This is a genomic window from Mycobacterium hubeiense (genome assembly GCF_002838065.1).
Lineage (GTDB): Bacteria > Actinomycetota > Actinomycetes > Mycobacteriales > Mycobacteriaceae > Mycobacterium > Mycobacterium hubeiense.
Genome location: NZ_PIZU01000069.1, coordinates 1 through 14,371 on the forward strand (window position 1 = coordinate 1; position 14,371 = coordinate 14,371).

A 14,371-nucleotide genomic window follows, 5' to 3' on the forward strand; every position below is an offset into this window, starting at 1 on the left:
CACAAAACGAGGTGTGCACCAAACCCGGGATGCTTCAGCGCGCAAAGTCGCTCGGCGGCGGAGTCGTCGCCCAACGCCGCCACCAGCTGCACCTCCGCGCCGGCGCGGGCCGCCGCCACCGCCTGATTACCGCCTTTGCCGCCCGGGGCCGAGGACAGCGACGACGCGAGAATGGTCTGCCCGGGCCGCGGCAGCGCATCGACCTCAAACGTGAGGTCAACGTTGACACTCCCCACCACGCAGACCCGCGCCGCCATGCACTCAACGCTAAACCAGCGGAGGCTTTCGCAGCGAGACCTGACACGCGTCGAAACGCCAGGAACGCCTCCGATACGCTGGGCTAATGACTGTGCAAGCGACCCGGGAAGCAACCCAGGCGCCCGAGCTGCGTCAGCAGGTGCACGACGCCGCGCGGCGAGCTCGCGTGGCGGCCCGCACGCTGGGCACCCTGAGCACCGAAACCAAGAACCGGGCGCTGCATGCGGCCTCCGACGCCGTGCTCGCCCGCACCCACGAGATCCTGGCCGCCAACGCCGACGACATCGCCGCCGCACGCGATGCCGGCACTCCGGACGCCATGCTGGACCGGCTCGCGCTGAACCCGGCACGCATCGACGGCATCGCGCACGGGCTGCGCCAGGTGGCCGGCCTGCCCGATCCGATCGGTGAGGTGTTGCGCGGTCGCACGCTGCCCAACGGCCTGCAACTGCGCCAGCAGCGGGTGCCGCTCGGCGTGGTCGGCATCGTCTACGAGGGCCGGCCCAACGTCACCGTCGACGCGTTCGGGTTGACGCTCAAATCCGGCAATGCTGTTCTGCTGCGCGGGAGTTCGTCGGCCGCGCGCTCCAACGAGGCGTTGGTGGGCGCCCTGCGCACCGCGTTGCTCGGCGAGGGGCTGGAGCCCGACGCCGTACAACTGTTGCCCAGCCACGACCGCGCCAGCGTCACCCACCTGATCCAGGCGCGCGGGCTGGTCGACGTCGTCATCCCGCGCGGTGGGGCGGGCCTGATCGACGCGGTGGTGCGCGACGCGCAAGTGCCGACGATCGAGACGGGTGTCGGCAATTGCCATGTGTACGTTCACGAATCGGCCGATCTGGACGTCGCCGAGCGGATTCTGTTGAATTCCAAGACCCGTCGGCCGAGCGTCTGCAACGCCGCCGAATCGCTGTTGATCGACAAGGCGATCGCCGACGTCGCGGTGCCGCGGCTGACGAAAGCGCTGCAGGACGCGGGCGTCACGGTGCATACCGATCCGACGCCCGACGAGCTACGCGCCGAGTTCCTGTCGATGGACATCGCGCTGGCGGTGGTCGACGGCGTCGACGCCGCGATCGCGCACGTCAACGAGTACGGCACCGGGCACACCGAGGCCATCGTGACGACGAATCTTGCCGCCGCGCAACGGTTCACCGAGCAGGTGGATGCGGCAGCGGTGATGGTGAATGCGTCCACCGCGTTCACCGACGGCGAGCAGTTCGGGTTCGGCGCCGAGATCGGCATCTCCACCCAGAAGCTGCACGCCCGCGGCCCGATGGGCCTGCCCGAATTGACGTCAACCAAGTGGATTGTGTGGGGAGACGGCCACACCCGCCCGGCCTAACAGGAGCTAATACATTGAGCGTCCCCGCACGCCCGGCGCCGCTGTTCGCCGACATCGACGATGTCGCACGGCGCCTCGCCGAAACCGGATATCTGCCCGACACCGCAACGGCCACCGCGGTTTTCCTCGCCGACCGGCTGGGCAAACCGTTGTTGGTGGAGGGGCCTGCCGGTGTCGGTAAGACCGAGCTGGCCCGCGCGGTGGCCCAGGCCACCGGTTCCGGGCTGGTGCGGCTGCAGTGCTACGAGGGCGTCGACGAGGCCCGCGCGCTGTACGAGTGGAACCACGCCAAGCAGATCCTGCGCATTCAGGCCGGATCCGGCGACTGGGACCAGACCAAGACCGACGTGTTCAGCGAAGAGTTCCTGCTGACCCGGCCGCTGCTGACGGCGATCCGGCGCACCGAGCCCACCGTGCTGCTGGTCGACGAGACCGACAAGGCCGACATCGAGATCGAGGGTCTGCTGCTCGAGGTGCTGTCCGACTTCGCCGTCACCGTGCCGGAATTGGGCACGATCGTCGCCGAGCGCGCCCCGTTCGTCGTACTCACCTCCAACGCCACCCGGGAGCTGTCCGAAGCGCTCAAGCGGCGCTGCCTGTTCCTGCACATCGACTTTCCCGATCCGGATCTGGAACGACGCATCCTGCTGTCGCGGGTCCCCGAACTGCCCGCGCATCTGGCCGACGAGCTGGTCCGCATCATCGGCGTGCTGCGCGGTATGCAGCTCAAGAAGCTGCCGTCGGTGGCCGAGACCATCGACTGGGGGCGCACCATCCTGGCGCTGGGTCTGGACACCATCGACGACGCGACGATCGCCGCCACGCTGGGCGTGGTGCTCAAACACCAGTCCGATCAAGTGCGCGCCAGCGGGGAGCTGAGGCTCAACTGATGGCCGCCCGCCGCGTTCGACCGCCCCAGCCGCTGGCCCCGCACGGGCTGCCGGGCCACCTGGTGGAGTTCGTCGAAGCGCTGCGCGCACAAGGTATTTCGGTCGGTCCGTCGGAAACGGTCGACGCCGGCCGGGTGATGTCGGTGCTCGGACTGGGCGACCGCGAGGTGCTACGTGAGGGCATCGCGTGCGCGGTGCTGCGCCGCCCCGACCACCGCGACACCTACGACGCGATGTTCGACCTGTGGTTCCCGGCAGCGCTGGGGGCGCGCACGGTGCTGCCCGACGACGGCCTCGACGACGACGCCGAGCGCGACGAACACGGCCTGCCGCCCGAAGACGTCGAGGCGATGCGGGCCGCGCTGCTGGACCTGTTGAGCGACAACGAGGATCTGGCCAATCTGGACGAGCGGCTGGCCGCGATGATCGCCCAGATCGTGGAGGCCTACGGCCGCTACAACTCCAGCCGCGGCCCGTCGTATTCGTCGTATCAGGCGCTCAAGGCGATGAACCTCGACGACCTGGAGGGCCGGCTGCTGGCCGGGCTGCTGGCGCCGTATGGCGACGAGCCCACACCGACCCAGGAGCAGATCGCCAAGGCGATTGCGGCGCAACGGATCTCACAGCTGCGCAAGATGGTGGAAGGTGAGACCAAGCGCCGCACCGCCGAGCAGCTGGGCCGTGACCACGTGCAGATGTACGGCGTGCCGCAGCTCGCCGAGAACGTCGAGTTCCTGCGGGCATCCGGTGAGCAGCTGTGCCAGATGCGACGGGTGGTGGCGCCGCTGGCGCGCACCCTGGCCACCCGGCTGGCCGCGCGCCGACGCCGGTCGCGGGCCGGCGAGATCGATCTGCGCAAGACGCTGCGCAAGTCCATGTCCACCGGGGGCGTGCCGATCGACGTGGTGCTGAAGAAGCCGCATCCGGCCCGGCCCGAACTGGTGGTGCTGTGCGATGTGTCCGGTTCGGTGGCCGGCTTCAGCCATTTCACCCTGCTGTTGGTGCACGCGCTGCGTCAGCAGTTCTCCCGGGTTCGGGTGTTCGCCTTCATCGACACCACCGACGAGGTCACCGAACTATTCGGACCCGACGCCGATTTGGCCGTCGCCGTGCAGCGCATCACCCGCGAGGCCGGCGTGTACACCCGCGACGGGCACTCCGACTACGGCAATGCATTCGTGTCATTCCTGGAGAAGTGGCCGAATGTGCTGTCGCCGCGCAGCTCGCTGCTGGTGCTCGGCGACGGGCGCAACAACTACCGCAACCCCGAAACCGAACTGCTGGCCCACATGGTGAACGCCAGCCGGCACGCGCACTGGCTCAACCCGGAGCCCAGGCATCTGTGGGGCAGCGGCGACTCCGCGGTGCCGCGCTACCAAGAGGTCATCACCATGCACGAATGCCGGTCGGCCAAGCAGCTGGCCACGGTGATCGACCAGCTGCTGCCCGTCTGAGCGCACCCGCCCCTCCCGTAAGCTGGCTATTCGTGACTTCTCGGCGCAGGCTCGGCGTGATGGGTGGGACATTCGACCCCATCCATAACGGCCACCTGGTCGCCGCCAGCGAGGTCGCCGACCTGTTCGCGCTCGACGAGGTGGTGTTCGTGCCCACCGGGCAGCCGTGGCAGAAGCACCACCGCCACGTCACACCCGCCGAGGACCGCTACTTGATGACGGTCATCGCCACCGCATCCAACCCGCGGTTCTCCGTCAGCCGCGTCGACATCGACCGCGGCGGGCCCACCTACACCAAGGACACCCTGCGCGATCTCCGGGCGCTCAACCCCGACGCCGAGCTGTACTTCATCACCGGTGCGGACGCGCTGGCGTCGATCCTGTCCTGGCAGAACTGGGAGGAAATGTTCTCGATCGCCAAATTCGTCGGCGTCAGCAGGCCCGGCTACGACCTGGACGGCAGCCACATCTCGGATGCCCTCAAGGAACTGCCCGACGACGCGCTGACGCTGGTCGAGGTGCCGGCGCTGGCGATCTCGTCGACAGACTGCCGCAAGCGCGCCGAGGAGAACCGGCCGATCTGGTATCTGGTGCCCGACGGCGTCGTGCAGTACGTGGCCAAGCGCGGGCTGTACCGGGCACCCGCGATGACGCAGGAGCAGCGATGACGGCCTCCGACGAAGCCCTGCAGATGGCGACCGTGGCCGCACGGGCCGCCTCGGCCAAGCTCGCCGACGATGTGGTGGTCATCGACGTGTCGCAGCAACTGGTCATCACCGACTGCTTCGTCATCGCCTCGGCGTCCAATGAGCGCCAGGTCAGCGCCATCGTCGACGAGGTGGAGGAGAAGATGCGGTTGGCGGGTTACAAACCGGCCCGCCGCGAAGGCACCCGGGAAGGCCGCTGGGTGCTGCTGGATTTCGTCGACATCGTCGTGCACATCCAGCATCAGGACGAACGCAACTTCTACGCGCTGGACCGGCTGTGGCGGGATTGCCCGACCGTCCCCGTCGAACTGGACGGCCAGACATGAGGATCCGCAAGCTCGTCATGCTGCGGCACGGCCAGACCGAGTACAACGCCGGCAGCCGCATGCAGGGCCAACTCGACACCGAGCTCAGCGATCTGGGCCGCGACCAGGCCGCGGCCGCCGCAGAGGTACTCGCGAAACGGCAGCCGTTGGTCATCGTGTCGTCGGATCTGCGCCGGGCGCTGGATACCGCGGTGGTGCTGGGCGAGCGGTCCGGGTTGCCGGTGCTGGTCGATACCCGTTTGCGTGAAACGCATCTCGGCGACTGGCAGGGCATGACCCACCTCGAGGTGGACGCGGCCGCACCGGGGGCGCGGCTGGCGTGGCGTGAGGACGCGCGCTGGGCGCCGCACGGCGGTGAGAGCCGGGTCGACGTCGCGGCGCGCAGCATGCCGCTGATGGCAGAACTCGTTGCCGAGCAGACCGAATGGGGCCTCGACGAACCCGACCGGCCGGTGGTGCTGGTCGCACACGGCGGGCTGATCGCGGCGCTCACGGCGGCGTTGTTGAAGCTGCCGGTCGACAACTGGCCGGCGTTGGGCGGCATGGGAAATGCCAGCTGGGTGCAGCTGTCCGGGCACAGCGATAACGACGCCGGTCTCGACGACATCCGGTGGCGCCTGGACGTGTGGAACGCCTCGGCACAGGTGGCCAACGATGTCCTCTAAGAAGGTGCTGCTGGTCTTCGCCGACTCGCTGGCCTACTACGGCCCGACCGGCGGCCTGCCCTCCGACGATCCCCGCATCTGGCCCAATGTCGTTGCCAGACACNCGGCGACCCAGGACCCGCGGGCGTGGGCAGCGCTGCCGCGGGCCGGCGCGGTGATCTTCGCGACCGGCGGTATGGATTCGCTGCCCTCGCCGCTGCCGACCGCGTTGCGCGAACTCATCCGCTATGTGCGGCCGCCATGGTTGCGGCGCTGGGTGCGCGACGGCTACGGGTGGGTGCAGCCGCGCTTATCGCCGGTCGCCAGGTCTGCGCTGCCGCCGCATCTGAGTGCGGAATATCTGGAGATGACGCGCGGGGCAATTGATTTCAATCGACCGGGCATCCCGATCGTGGCGTCGCTGCCGTCGGTGCACATCGCCGAAACCTACGGGAAGGCCCACCACGGCCGCCTTGGCACGGTGAAGGCCATCACCGAATGGGCGCAGCAGCATGACATTCCGCTGGTCGATCTCAAGTCCGCGGTCGCCGACCATGTGATGAACGGGCGCGGGAATCCCGACGGCATCCACTGGAATTTCGAAGCCCATCAGGCGGTCGCCGACCTGATGATCAAGGGTCTCGCCGAAGCCGGTGTGTACCCAGAAGATTCGCGCGGCTAGTCATGGCTGTCATCGTCGTCACTGACTCGTCGTCGCGGCTGCATCCCGACGACCTGGCGCGGTGGGGGATTCGTCAGATCCCGCTGCACGTTCTGCTCGACGGTGTGGATTATCGCGATGGCGTCGACGATATGCCCGTCGACGTCCACGACCGCCATGCCACCACCTCCGGCGCGACCCCCACCGAACTGGCCGACGCCTATCGAGATGCGCTGCGCGCCAGCGGCGGTGACGGCGTGGTCGCCGTGCACCTCTCAGCGGCGCTGTCGAGCACCTACAGCTCCGCGGTGCAGGCGGCACGCGAGTTCGGCCCGGCGGTGCGGGTTATCAACTCCAGGTCGGCGGCCATGGGCGTCGGATTCGTCACGCTGGCCGCCGCGCAGGCCGCCGCGCAGGGCGCCGATGTGAACGCCGTTGAGGCGGCAGCCCGTTCGGCGGTACCGCGGGGGCACGCATTCATCGTCGTCCACCGTCTGGGCAATCTGCGCCGCAGCGGACGGGTCGGCCGGGGCGCGTCGTGGCTGGGCACCGCCCTGTCGCTGAAACCGCTGCTGTGCCTCGACGTCGACGGCCGGCTGGTGCTCGACCAGCGAATCCGCACCGCCACCAAAGCCCATGCGGCGATGATCGATCGGGTTGTCGAGGTGGTCGGCGAGGGGCATGCAACGCTCGCCGTGCACCACGTCGAAAACCGTGACGCCGCCGACGAAGTGGCGAAACTTCTCACCGAACGGCTACCGCACGTCGACCCACCGACGGTATCGGATATGGGTGCGGTGCTCGCCGTGCACGTGGGTGCCGGCGCGGTTGGTGTGGCCGTTTCGCTTTCCGACTAGTCACACCGGCGGATCAATTGGTATCTGCCGCTGACGCGCTCGGTGAGTTCCGTCTGCGCAAGAACCAGCCGACACCCCACAGCGCGAGGTATGCGGTGAAGGCCCACCTGAAAATCTCCCGGAACGTACCGTAGTCGGCCCGTACGAACGCCAGCACCGCGAGCACCAGAAGGGCTGCGCCCAATATCATCTCGACCAAACCAAACGGTTTGGAGAGGAGAGCATCCTCGCGGACAGTCTTGCGGTGACGGACCTTCCAGGCCCCACTTGCGATCCACAACACGCCCAGTACGACACCTGCAACGGCGATGAACATATCCATGGCGGTCACACCGGGAAGCAGATGTCGAAGATGCACATGGTGCCGCTCGGGCCTGGAGGAGGTGGGGGAGGCGGAGGAGGCGGCGCTGCTGGGCCGGGGTCGATCAGTGGACCGCCTTGCGGTGTGAGGTCTGTTCCAGCGCCCGGGGTCAGGTCTACCGAACCGTTCTCGGGAACGCCTGGGAGAAGGTCGACCTGACCGGGACCTTTACCGAACGGGCTCCTTCCGCCGCCTCCCGGGTTGCCCCACCCACAGAAATTCGGGTCTGTGACGTCGTTAGAGCACGGTATGTCCGCGGGCGCGGGCGCGACTTGGGCGTCCGCCGAGCCGGCTCCGGCAAGTGCCAGACCCCCAAGTGCCAGCATTGCGACTGGTACGGCCATGAAGGCGCGTGCGGCCATGTCGAGATCCTCCTTGCGTAAGCTGCTCTTGCCGCTCATGTGCGCAACTTTGGCAAGTCGGTCACCTCGAGGCACGAGTAGTTGCTACTCGTTTTCGTTGCTTCTGCCGGTAGCACCTGGAGCCTGCATCTTCACCAGCTCGTCGCGGTTGGCTGCACCGGTCTTCGCCATCGCGCGGTAGATATGGCCCTCGACCGTGCGAACCGAAACGCTCAGCCGTGCGGCCACGGCCCGGTTGGTCAGGCCCTCGGCGATCAACGCGACGATTTCGCTTTCCCGAGTCGTCAACTGCTCCGGCTTCGGCATCGCGTCCAGCGCAGACGTCGTCGCGCCGCCGCACTGCGTCGCCAAGGATTCCGCACGCGTCGCACACAGATACATCGACGCGCGGACGCCGGCGTGGTGGAATGCCGACGCCGCATGTGCCGCGGCATCGGCTGCGGCAACGATGTCACCCATGCGCTCGAACTCCTGGGACACCGCGGCAAGTTCGGCGCCGTCACCGTCATGCAGAGCCGCGGCAAACCGCGTCGCGATCCCCGCGCGCGGGCCTTCGACGATCGCGGCGAGTTCTCGCAGGCGTGGGGCGCACGAGCGGTCACCGAATTGGGTGGCAGTCTGTAGACAGAGCACCTCGGCCGCGAATTGCCCATTTCCCCTGGCTGTTTCGGCCGCGCTCAGGACGGTGGCGACGGCCCGTTCGACGGCGCGTTGCGCGGCGGCAACCCACGCCCGGGCCAGCTGCAACTCGTAGTCCACGACGCGCCAACTCGGATGACGATGCTCCTCGGCGGTGCCCAGAGCATTTAGGGCGTCGTCCGTCGAGCCCCGCATCGCCAGCGCCGTCGAATGGGCAATCTCGTATCGATACCCGTAGCCACTCGCATTGTTGGAGGCGAACATCAACCTGCCGACAGGTTCGAGCAATGAGCACGCGGCGTCGAGACGGCCGGCGCCGAGGGCGGCTCGACCCGCCACACCGTTCCGCAGCACTTGGGCGGCGCCGGGCAGTTCGGCAGACAGGTGATGCAGCCGATCCGCGACCTCGGCGGCTTCATGCACTCGGCCGGCCTGCAGAAGGGCGCCGACGTGACCGTCGGCGATGACGAAGCGCATGTATCCGGCATCGAATGAACGCTCAACCAACTCGTATCCGGCGCGTGCGGCTGCCACGGCTTTGTCGGTGCGACCCGCGTCGCCGGACGCGACGGCGACCGCCCAGGCTGTTATCCCGCCCACGAACTCGGGAAGCTGTTCGAGAACAAGGTCTTTGGATGATTCCCTTGCCGCTTGTGGTTTGCCCATCGCAGTCCAGTACTCGGTGCGAAACGCGTCGACACAGCGGCGGGCCACCCCAGACGCCATGGTCTGCGAGGCGTCGTCGACAAACTCTTTCGCCGCGGCGGGATCGGCCAGCAGCCACAATTTGTTGTGGGCACGCAGGAAGGCCACCTGTCCGCGGCCGGCATCGGTGAGGTCGGTGGTGGGGACATCGGCGAACACGGTGTCCGCCTCTTCGCCACGACTGAGCCACGACAATGCAAGTGCCTGTACGAGATTGGCCTCTGCCCCAGCGCCGGCGGCGATCGCAGCCTTTGCCAGTCGGGCGGCCAAACGTAGATCGGCAAGCCACACGGCGCCTCGGGCCGCCCGGACCAGCAGATCCTGATCGGGCTCGAGGTCGGATTCGATGCTCAACGCCGCGCGCCGCACGAGCGTTTGCATATCGTCCGCACCGCCGGACTTGGCGAGTTCGATGGCGGCCAGTCCGCGCAGGTGCCGCAGCCTCGCTTCAGTTGCGTGTTTCCTGCGCACTTCGCCGTAGAGCGGATGGGCCAAGCGCACGTAGATCCGATCGTCGACGGTGTCGAGGGTGATGAGGCCACGTCGGTCGGCGTCCTCGATCCCGGCTGGATCGGTGATGCGGGTGAGTGCTGCGAGTTCCATTGGCTCACCGACCGCGACGGCGTCGATCACGTCGCGCACTGAGCTTGGGAGCACTGCCACCCGTGCCTCGATCATCTCGACCAGGCTGGGCGGGACGACGGGATCGCCGGTCCACTGCCATTCGCCGCGCAGCTTCGCCAGCCGTCCGTCGGCGAGCTCTTGCTCGACGATGTTGCACAGGTACAGCACGTTGCCACGGGTGAGGCTCCACAGGCGGCTCACGGCGTCGAGGTGTACGTGTCCGCCGAGCGTCGCCGCCAGTAACGCCGTGGTGTCCTCGCGGGAGAGGGGTTGCAAGGTCAGTTGGGCGAACTTCTCGCTGTTCCAGATCTCTTGTATCGCTGCGGGTATGGGTTCACCGTCACGAACCGTCATCACCACCTTTGCGGCGCGACGTGCGATGATCTGGTGCACCACGAACGTCGACAAGTCATCCAGAAGGTGCACGTCGTCGACTCCAACCACCACCCCGTGCGCTCGGGCTGTCGAGGTGAGCGAGTCGATGACGCTGCGGACCAGCTGGAGGGTGTCGGTGGTGTCTGGCCCAATCCACTCCGCGAACGCCCCCGCGGGCAGATTTTGTGACTGCGCGGTGCCAACCGCCCACCTGGTTTGAAGCCCACGCGAGGCGGCGGCCTTGAGTGCTTCGCGAGCGACGCGGCTCTTGCCGACGCCGGCCGCTCCGCAAATGACGATCCCTGCGAGATCGGGATCTGCCAACACCGCGCCGATCAACCGCATCTGTTGCGAACGACCGGTCAGCGGCCAGGTCAAGCGCATGGCCAAATCGTAAGGGCTGGACCACGGCAGGTGCAGGGCAAACAACCTCGGCCGGGCGGCCTTCGACGACTAGCGGCCTTGCAGAGCGTCCAATGCCACAGCCATCGCTGCCGCGACGCGAAAGTCGAGCCGGTGCCTGGGCACGGTGAGGGCGTAGTGGTCCTGGATCGACTTCCTTCGCTCGACCATGAGCACCGGCTGCCCGCTCTCCTCATCGATGAAAGTCGAAGTGGAATACGAAGGGGATCGGAATATCTCCGAGGCTTGGGATGAGCTGCCATACGCGGCGCAGCACCGCGACCGTGAGTCTGTGCTCAGTACCGTATGCATCGATGGCGCCCGTGGTGAGATGCCAGCTGGACCGTATAAGACTCTTGCCGAAATCCTTCTTGAACGACACGATCGGCGCGCCATTTGGGTCGGTCACGTCGTACCCCGCATTCAGGTCGATTACGTTGCGGGCCTTGAACGCGAACAGCGGTGGCTTGCGTGTTCGTCGCCGACGAACGTCACCTTCGCCTTCAGCGCCATCGGCGACTGCTCAGCGAACGCCGGCGTCTGCCCCTCGGTCCCGTCCGGATTGGCGGCGAGCACTTCGTACTGGTTCACCATCAGCGTGACCAGCTGCCGGATGAAGAAGGTCGGCACTACACATCCTGCGATGACTCGTCATACCCCTACCCGCCAAGGCGTTTCGCCGCGTTGCGCCCCGATCTGGAATCAAGGCGGCCATCGAGTACCGCGCCTAGCCGCTCGAGACTGCTCGGCCCGGGCCCGCGCGATGCGTAGCCATCAAGTGCGCGTCGGATGTACTCGTCAGGCGCCAAAAACATACCCGGCCGAGCCGGAAGGTGTTGCAGCGATTGGCCCCATTGCGACGAGAAGAACCGAGCCACGAGATCGACGCTGGATCCTTCCATGCCACGCAGTCGCCGGATGACCACGACCAGGCTGCCGACTCCGCTCGGGGTAACCACAAACTCCACGTCCTGAAAGGTAGATGGCCCGGAGACGTCGTGCGCCCGGTATTGCTTCCATACGATTCGTTGCGGAGGCTCAACCACCTTCAGCACGCATGTGACGCGAAAGCCGCGGGAGAACACGCGGCCAAGACGACTCGCCGGTCGGGTTCCATACGTTTTGACGTACTGCGCTCCGACGGTGGCAAGTCGCCGGCCCGGCGGTCGAACTGATAACAATTCACGTTCCCACTGCAGATGGCGCTCGAAGTCGGCAACATGCTCAAACACGACTGCCGGCGGCGCTGACGTGATGAGTCTCTGTTCCCAGACTTCGGGTCCGAGCTGGTTGATCTCGACCGACATGGTTCATTCGCTTCCGGCGGAAGTCGCCGGGGACGACGGCGGCGAGTCCAGGATGCGGCGGCACTCGAACGCGACAACACCCAGCGCGGCGAAGAACACCCCGATGAATAGGCTGCGCGCAACGCCAGTTTCGCCGTCGAGGAACTTGGCGATCCCGAAAACAAGATTCCCGACGCCGACGGCCACACAGGCCCAGCCCGTACTGGTGTAACTTTGCCGAAATCTTGCCAGAACCTCCTTGCGGCTCATCGATCCGGTGGGCATCCATCCATCGCGCAGCCTGCCGGCCCGATTCGGCTCCCACAACGCAAAAAGCACGAGCAGGACGGCCATCAAGGTATAGGTCCACATTGGCGGCGCCCACGCAAAGAACGCGAGCAGCATGACCGCCAGTGAGATGTACACCGCGGTCCGCAAAGTTCCAGTCGCTCCCATAGTGCTGTACATATTTGCTCCCGCTGTGCGGGCGGCACACGAGTAGCGGCTACTCGAATCTCGGCAAAACGAGTACCAACTACTCACGACAGGGGGTGGTCGGCTGCGTACGTTGATCGATTGCGAGCCGTTCCAATTACCGGAGGAGGACTCATGCGGGCGATCCACCGATGCGCCGTTCTCGCTGCGGTGCTGGTGCCCGCGGTCAGCGCCTGTGGCGGTGACGGTAAAGGCGCCGACGACCTGCCGAGCCCCGAACGTGAGATCCGAACCGCCATCGACGACTTCTATCGCGCCCAGGAGGGCGACTTCGGTCTCTACAAGTCGGCCGTGTGTGAAGAGGAGGTCGTGGATCGGTTCCCGGAGGGGACCACTGATAGCGAGTTCGCTAAAGAGGCGCGGGCGGCCGTCGAACAGGACGGACGTTTCATCGTCGACTGGTTCGACGAGGTGAAGGTCGCTGGGGATACGGCCGAGGTCAGCTTTACCGGCCACGCCCTCGGTGGTTTTGCTCCCAATATCGGCGAGCAACGCAAGACAGCCAAGGTTGTCCTGGTGGACGGCAAGTGGAAGGTCTGCGGCTTCCCCGATGACGACGCAGCCACCAAGCGCAAGTTTGCGCAGGCTACCGACACGGCAGCCGTCCAGGAAACGCTTGTGGATTACGTCAATGCCGTCGGCAGCGGAGATCGGTCTGCGGCGGCGTTTCTGACGTCGAACGAATGCCTCAAGGTGTTCGCCGCGACCGTCGACGCTCTCGAGGCGGCCTTCCAAGGCACTGCGGTCACCTCCGTCGAAGAGATCACCGTCAATGACGATGCGGCCAAGGCCAAATTCATGGTGGGAACAAGCAACACCTCCGCACCAGGTGGCGCGGCCCTGCTGCGCGAGGACGGCACCTGGCACGTATGCATGCTCGACCTCATCGGCCCGCCGATCCCGAAGGCATGAGTGCAATGACCGTTCTCATTGCTGCCGCCCGGCGCGCCGCTGGCCGCGCGCTGTCGGTTGCCGCGATTGTGATCCTTGCGCTGGGATGCTCGCGGCCTGCCGACACGACGGTGAGGTCGGAGGCGCCGTCGACGGTGGCCGGGCTTGCCGTGACCGACGGTCCGAGCGGGCCACGTGAAGGAGTTCCCGTCGCGAAGATTGAGGTTCAAGGCGGCACCGACGCCGAGGCCGACGTGTTGGCGATCAACGCAATCGCTGACATCGAAGAATATTGGCGCACTGAGTATCCCACCGTATTCAGGGAGGAGTTCGTGCCGGTCGCGGGCCATGCGTCGTTCGACTCGACCACGCCCGGCGCGGAACTGTGCAGTATGCCCGTCGAGGGATTCATGAACGCCTTCTATAGTCACAACGCGCAGGATCTTGGTTGCGCTACAGAAGAATTGATTGCGTGGGACCGCGGCGCGCTGCTGCCAACGTTGATCGACCGGTTGTCGGCGATGGCTCCCGTTGCCATCCTCGCCCACGAATATGGCCATGCCATTCAACGGAAGTCGTTGTTGGTCAACGACTCGACGCCGACAATCGTGCAGGAGCAGCAGGCCGACTGCTTTGCCGGTGCCTTCATGCGTCATGTGGCCGAAGGCGAGGCTGAGCACTTCACGCTGAATACATCCGACGGGCTTTCGGTTGTGCTGGCCACCATTCTGGCGGTCCGCGACCCTGTCGAACTTGCGAACATCGAACTCGGAGCAGCCGAACACGGATCGGGATTCGAACGGGTGGCCGCATTCCAGATGGGTTTTACCGACGGTGCCAGTGCCTGCCCGAAGATCAGCATGGACGAGATCGAGCAACGCCGCGGCGATCTGCCCCAGATCTTCACAACCCTCGATGACGTCGGCGAGATACCCATCACCGAGGATTCGGTGCGAGCGGTCGTCACGTCCCTCAATACCTTCTTCGAGCTGCCTCAGTCACCAAAGGTCTACTACACCGGAGCCGACCAAAACTGCACCGACGCGCGCGAGAGGTTGTCCCGGTCTTCGTGGAATTTGAGGTGGCGGT

17 protein-coding genes are annotated in these 14,371 nt (G+C 66.4%); 10 read left to right on the top strand and 7 right to left on the bottom strand.

What is annotated here, in order from left to right:
• On the bottom strand, nucleotides 1–257 hold a 257-nt coding region (locus tag CWS39_RS27075; protein WP_233213723.1), incomplete at its 3' end, for a PfkB family carbohydrate kinase.
• 86 nt (nucleotides 258–343) lie between these two features.
• Between CWS39_RS27075 and CWS39_RS27080 the strand changes: the two genes are divergently transcribed.
• The 8 genes from CWS39_RS27080 to CWS39_RS27115 all read left to right on the top strand — a co-directional run bounded on the left by CWS39_RS27080 (nucleotide 344) and on the right by CWS39_RS27115 (nucleotide 7,142).
• Nucleotides 344–1,603 (top strand): glutamate-5-semialdehyde dehydrogenase, encoded by a 1,260-nt coding sequence (locus CWS39_RS27080; protein ID WP_102145946.1) that lies wholly within the window; start codon nucleotides 344–346, stop codon nucleotides 1,601–1,603.
• A 14-nt stretch (nucleotides 1,604–1,617) separates the two neighbouring features.
• Nucleotides 1,618–2,493, top strand: a complete 876-nt coding sequence (locus CWS39_RS27085) for an AAA family ATPase (RefSeq protein ID WP_102145947.1) — start codon at nucleotides 1,618–1,620, stop codon at nucleotides 2,491–2,493.
• Nucleotides 2,493–3,947, top strand: a complete 1,455-nt coding sequence (locus tag CWS39_RS27090; RefSeq protein ID WP_102145948.1) for a vWA domain-containing protein — start codon at nucleotides 2,493–2,495, stop codon at nucleotides 3,945–3,947. Before CWS39_RS27085 ends, CWS39_RS27090 begins: the two co-directional genes overlap by 1 nt.
• A gap of 32 nt (nucleotides 3,948–3,979) precedes the next feature.
• Complete coding sequence (gene nadD, locus CWS39_RS27095) at nucleotides 3,980–4,615, top strand: nicotinate-nucleotide adenylyltransferase (protein WP_102145949.1); 636 nt, start codon at nucleotides 3,980–3,982, stop codon at nucleotides 4,613–4,615.
• Nucleotides 4,612–4,980 (top strand): ribosome silencing factor, encoded by a 369-nt coding sequence (rsfS, locus tag CWS39_RS27100; RefSeq protein ID WP_102145950.1) that lies wholly within the window; start codon nucleotides 4,612–4,614, stop codon nucleotides 4,978–4,980. The genes nadD and rsfS overlap by 4 nt, the downstream gene beginning before the upstream one ends.
• A complete protein-coding gene (gpgP, locus tag CWS39_RS27105; protein ID WP_102145951.1) occupies nucleotides 4,977–5,645 on the top strand; it encodes a glucosyl-3-phosphoglycerate phosphatase in 669 nt (222 codons plus the stop codon). Before rsfS ends, gpgP begins: the two co-directional genes overlap by 4 nt.
• A complete protein-coding gene (gene octT, locus CWS39_RS27110; RefSeq protein WP_102145952.1) occupies nucleotides 5,635–6,306 on the top strand; it encodes a diglucosylglycerate octanoyltransferase in 672 nt (223 codons plus the stop codon). The genes gpgP and octT overlap by 11 nt, the downstream gene beginning before the upstream one ends.
• Nucleotides 6,307–6,308: 2 nt before the next feature.
• Nucleotides 6,309–7,142 (top strand): DegV family protein, encoded by an 834-nt coding sequence (locus tag CWS39_RS27115; protein WP_102145953.1) that lies wholly within the window; start codon nucleotides 6,309–6,311, stop codon nucleotides 7,140–7,142.
• Nucleotides 7,143–7,155: 13 nt separating this feature from the next.
• On the opposite strand, the gene CWS39_RS27120 is transcribed toward CWS39_RS27115, so the two are convergent.
• The 6 genes from CWS39_RS27120 to CWS39_RS27140 form a co-directional block, all read right to left on the bottom strand.
• Nucleotides 7,156–7,473: a hypothetical protein gene (locus CWS39_RS27120; RefSeq protein WP_102145954.1), complete on the bottom strand. Its 318-nt coding sequence runs from the start codon at nucleotides 7,471–7,473 to the stop codon at nucleotides 7,156–7,158.
• 476 nt (nucleotides 7,474–7,949) lie between these two features.
• Complete coding sequence (locus tag CWS39_RS27125) at nucleotides 7,950–10,592, bottom strand: helix-turn-helix transcriptional regulator (protein ID WP_102145955.1); 2,643 nt, start codon at nucleotides 10,590–10,592, stop codon at nucleotides 7,950–7,952.
• A 211-nt stretch (nucleotides 10,593–10,803) separates the two neighbouring features.
• A complete protein-coding gene (locus tag CWS39_RS29340) occupies nucleotides 10,804–11,019 on the bottom strand; it encodes a hypothetical protein (protein WP_199178322.1) in 216 nt (71 codons plus the stop codon).
• A 23-nt stretch (nucleotides 11,020–11,042) separates the two neighbouring features.
• Entirely contained in the window at nucleotides 11,043–11,240 is a 198-nt protein-coding gene (locus CWS39_RS29345) for a hypothetical protein (RefSeq protein WP_199178323.1), read from the bottom strand.
• A 29-nt stretch (nucleotides 11,241–11,269) separates the two neighbouring features.
• Nucleotides 11,270–11,917, bottom strand: a complete 648-nt coding sequence (locus CWS39_RS27135; RefSeq protein ID WP_102145956.1) for an SRPBCC family protein — start codon at nucleotides 11,915–11,917, stop codon at nucleotides 11,270–11,272.
• Nucleotides 11,918–11,920: 3 nt separating this feature from the next.
• Nucleotides 11,921–12,301, bottom strand: a complete 381-nt coding sequence (locus CWS39_RS27140; RefSeq protein WP_142386955.1) for a hypothetical protein — start codon at nucleotides 12,299–12,301, stop codon at nucleotides 11,921–11,923.
• 204 nt (nucleotides 12,302–12,505) lie between these two features.
• Here CWS39_RS27140 and CWS39_RS27145 point away from each other — a divergent pair, with 204 nt between their 5' ends.
• Together CWS39_RS27145 and CWS39_RS27150 are read left to right on the top strand one after the other, a co-directional pair.
• On the top strand, nucleotides 12,506–13,303 hold the full coding sequence (locus CWS39_RS27145) for an Rv0361 family membrane protein (RefSeq protein WP_102145958.1): 798 nt from the start codon (nucleotides 12,506–12,508) through the stop codon (nucleotides 13,301–13,303).
• Between the two features lie 149 nt (nucleotides 13,304–13,452).
• The coding region (locus tag CWS39_RS27150; RefSeq protein WP_488801392.1) for a neutral zinc metallopeptidase at nucleotides 13,453–14,371 on the top strand (919 nt) is incomplete at its 3' end.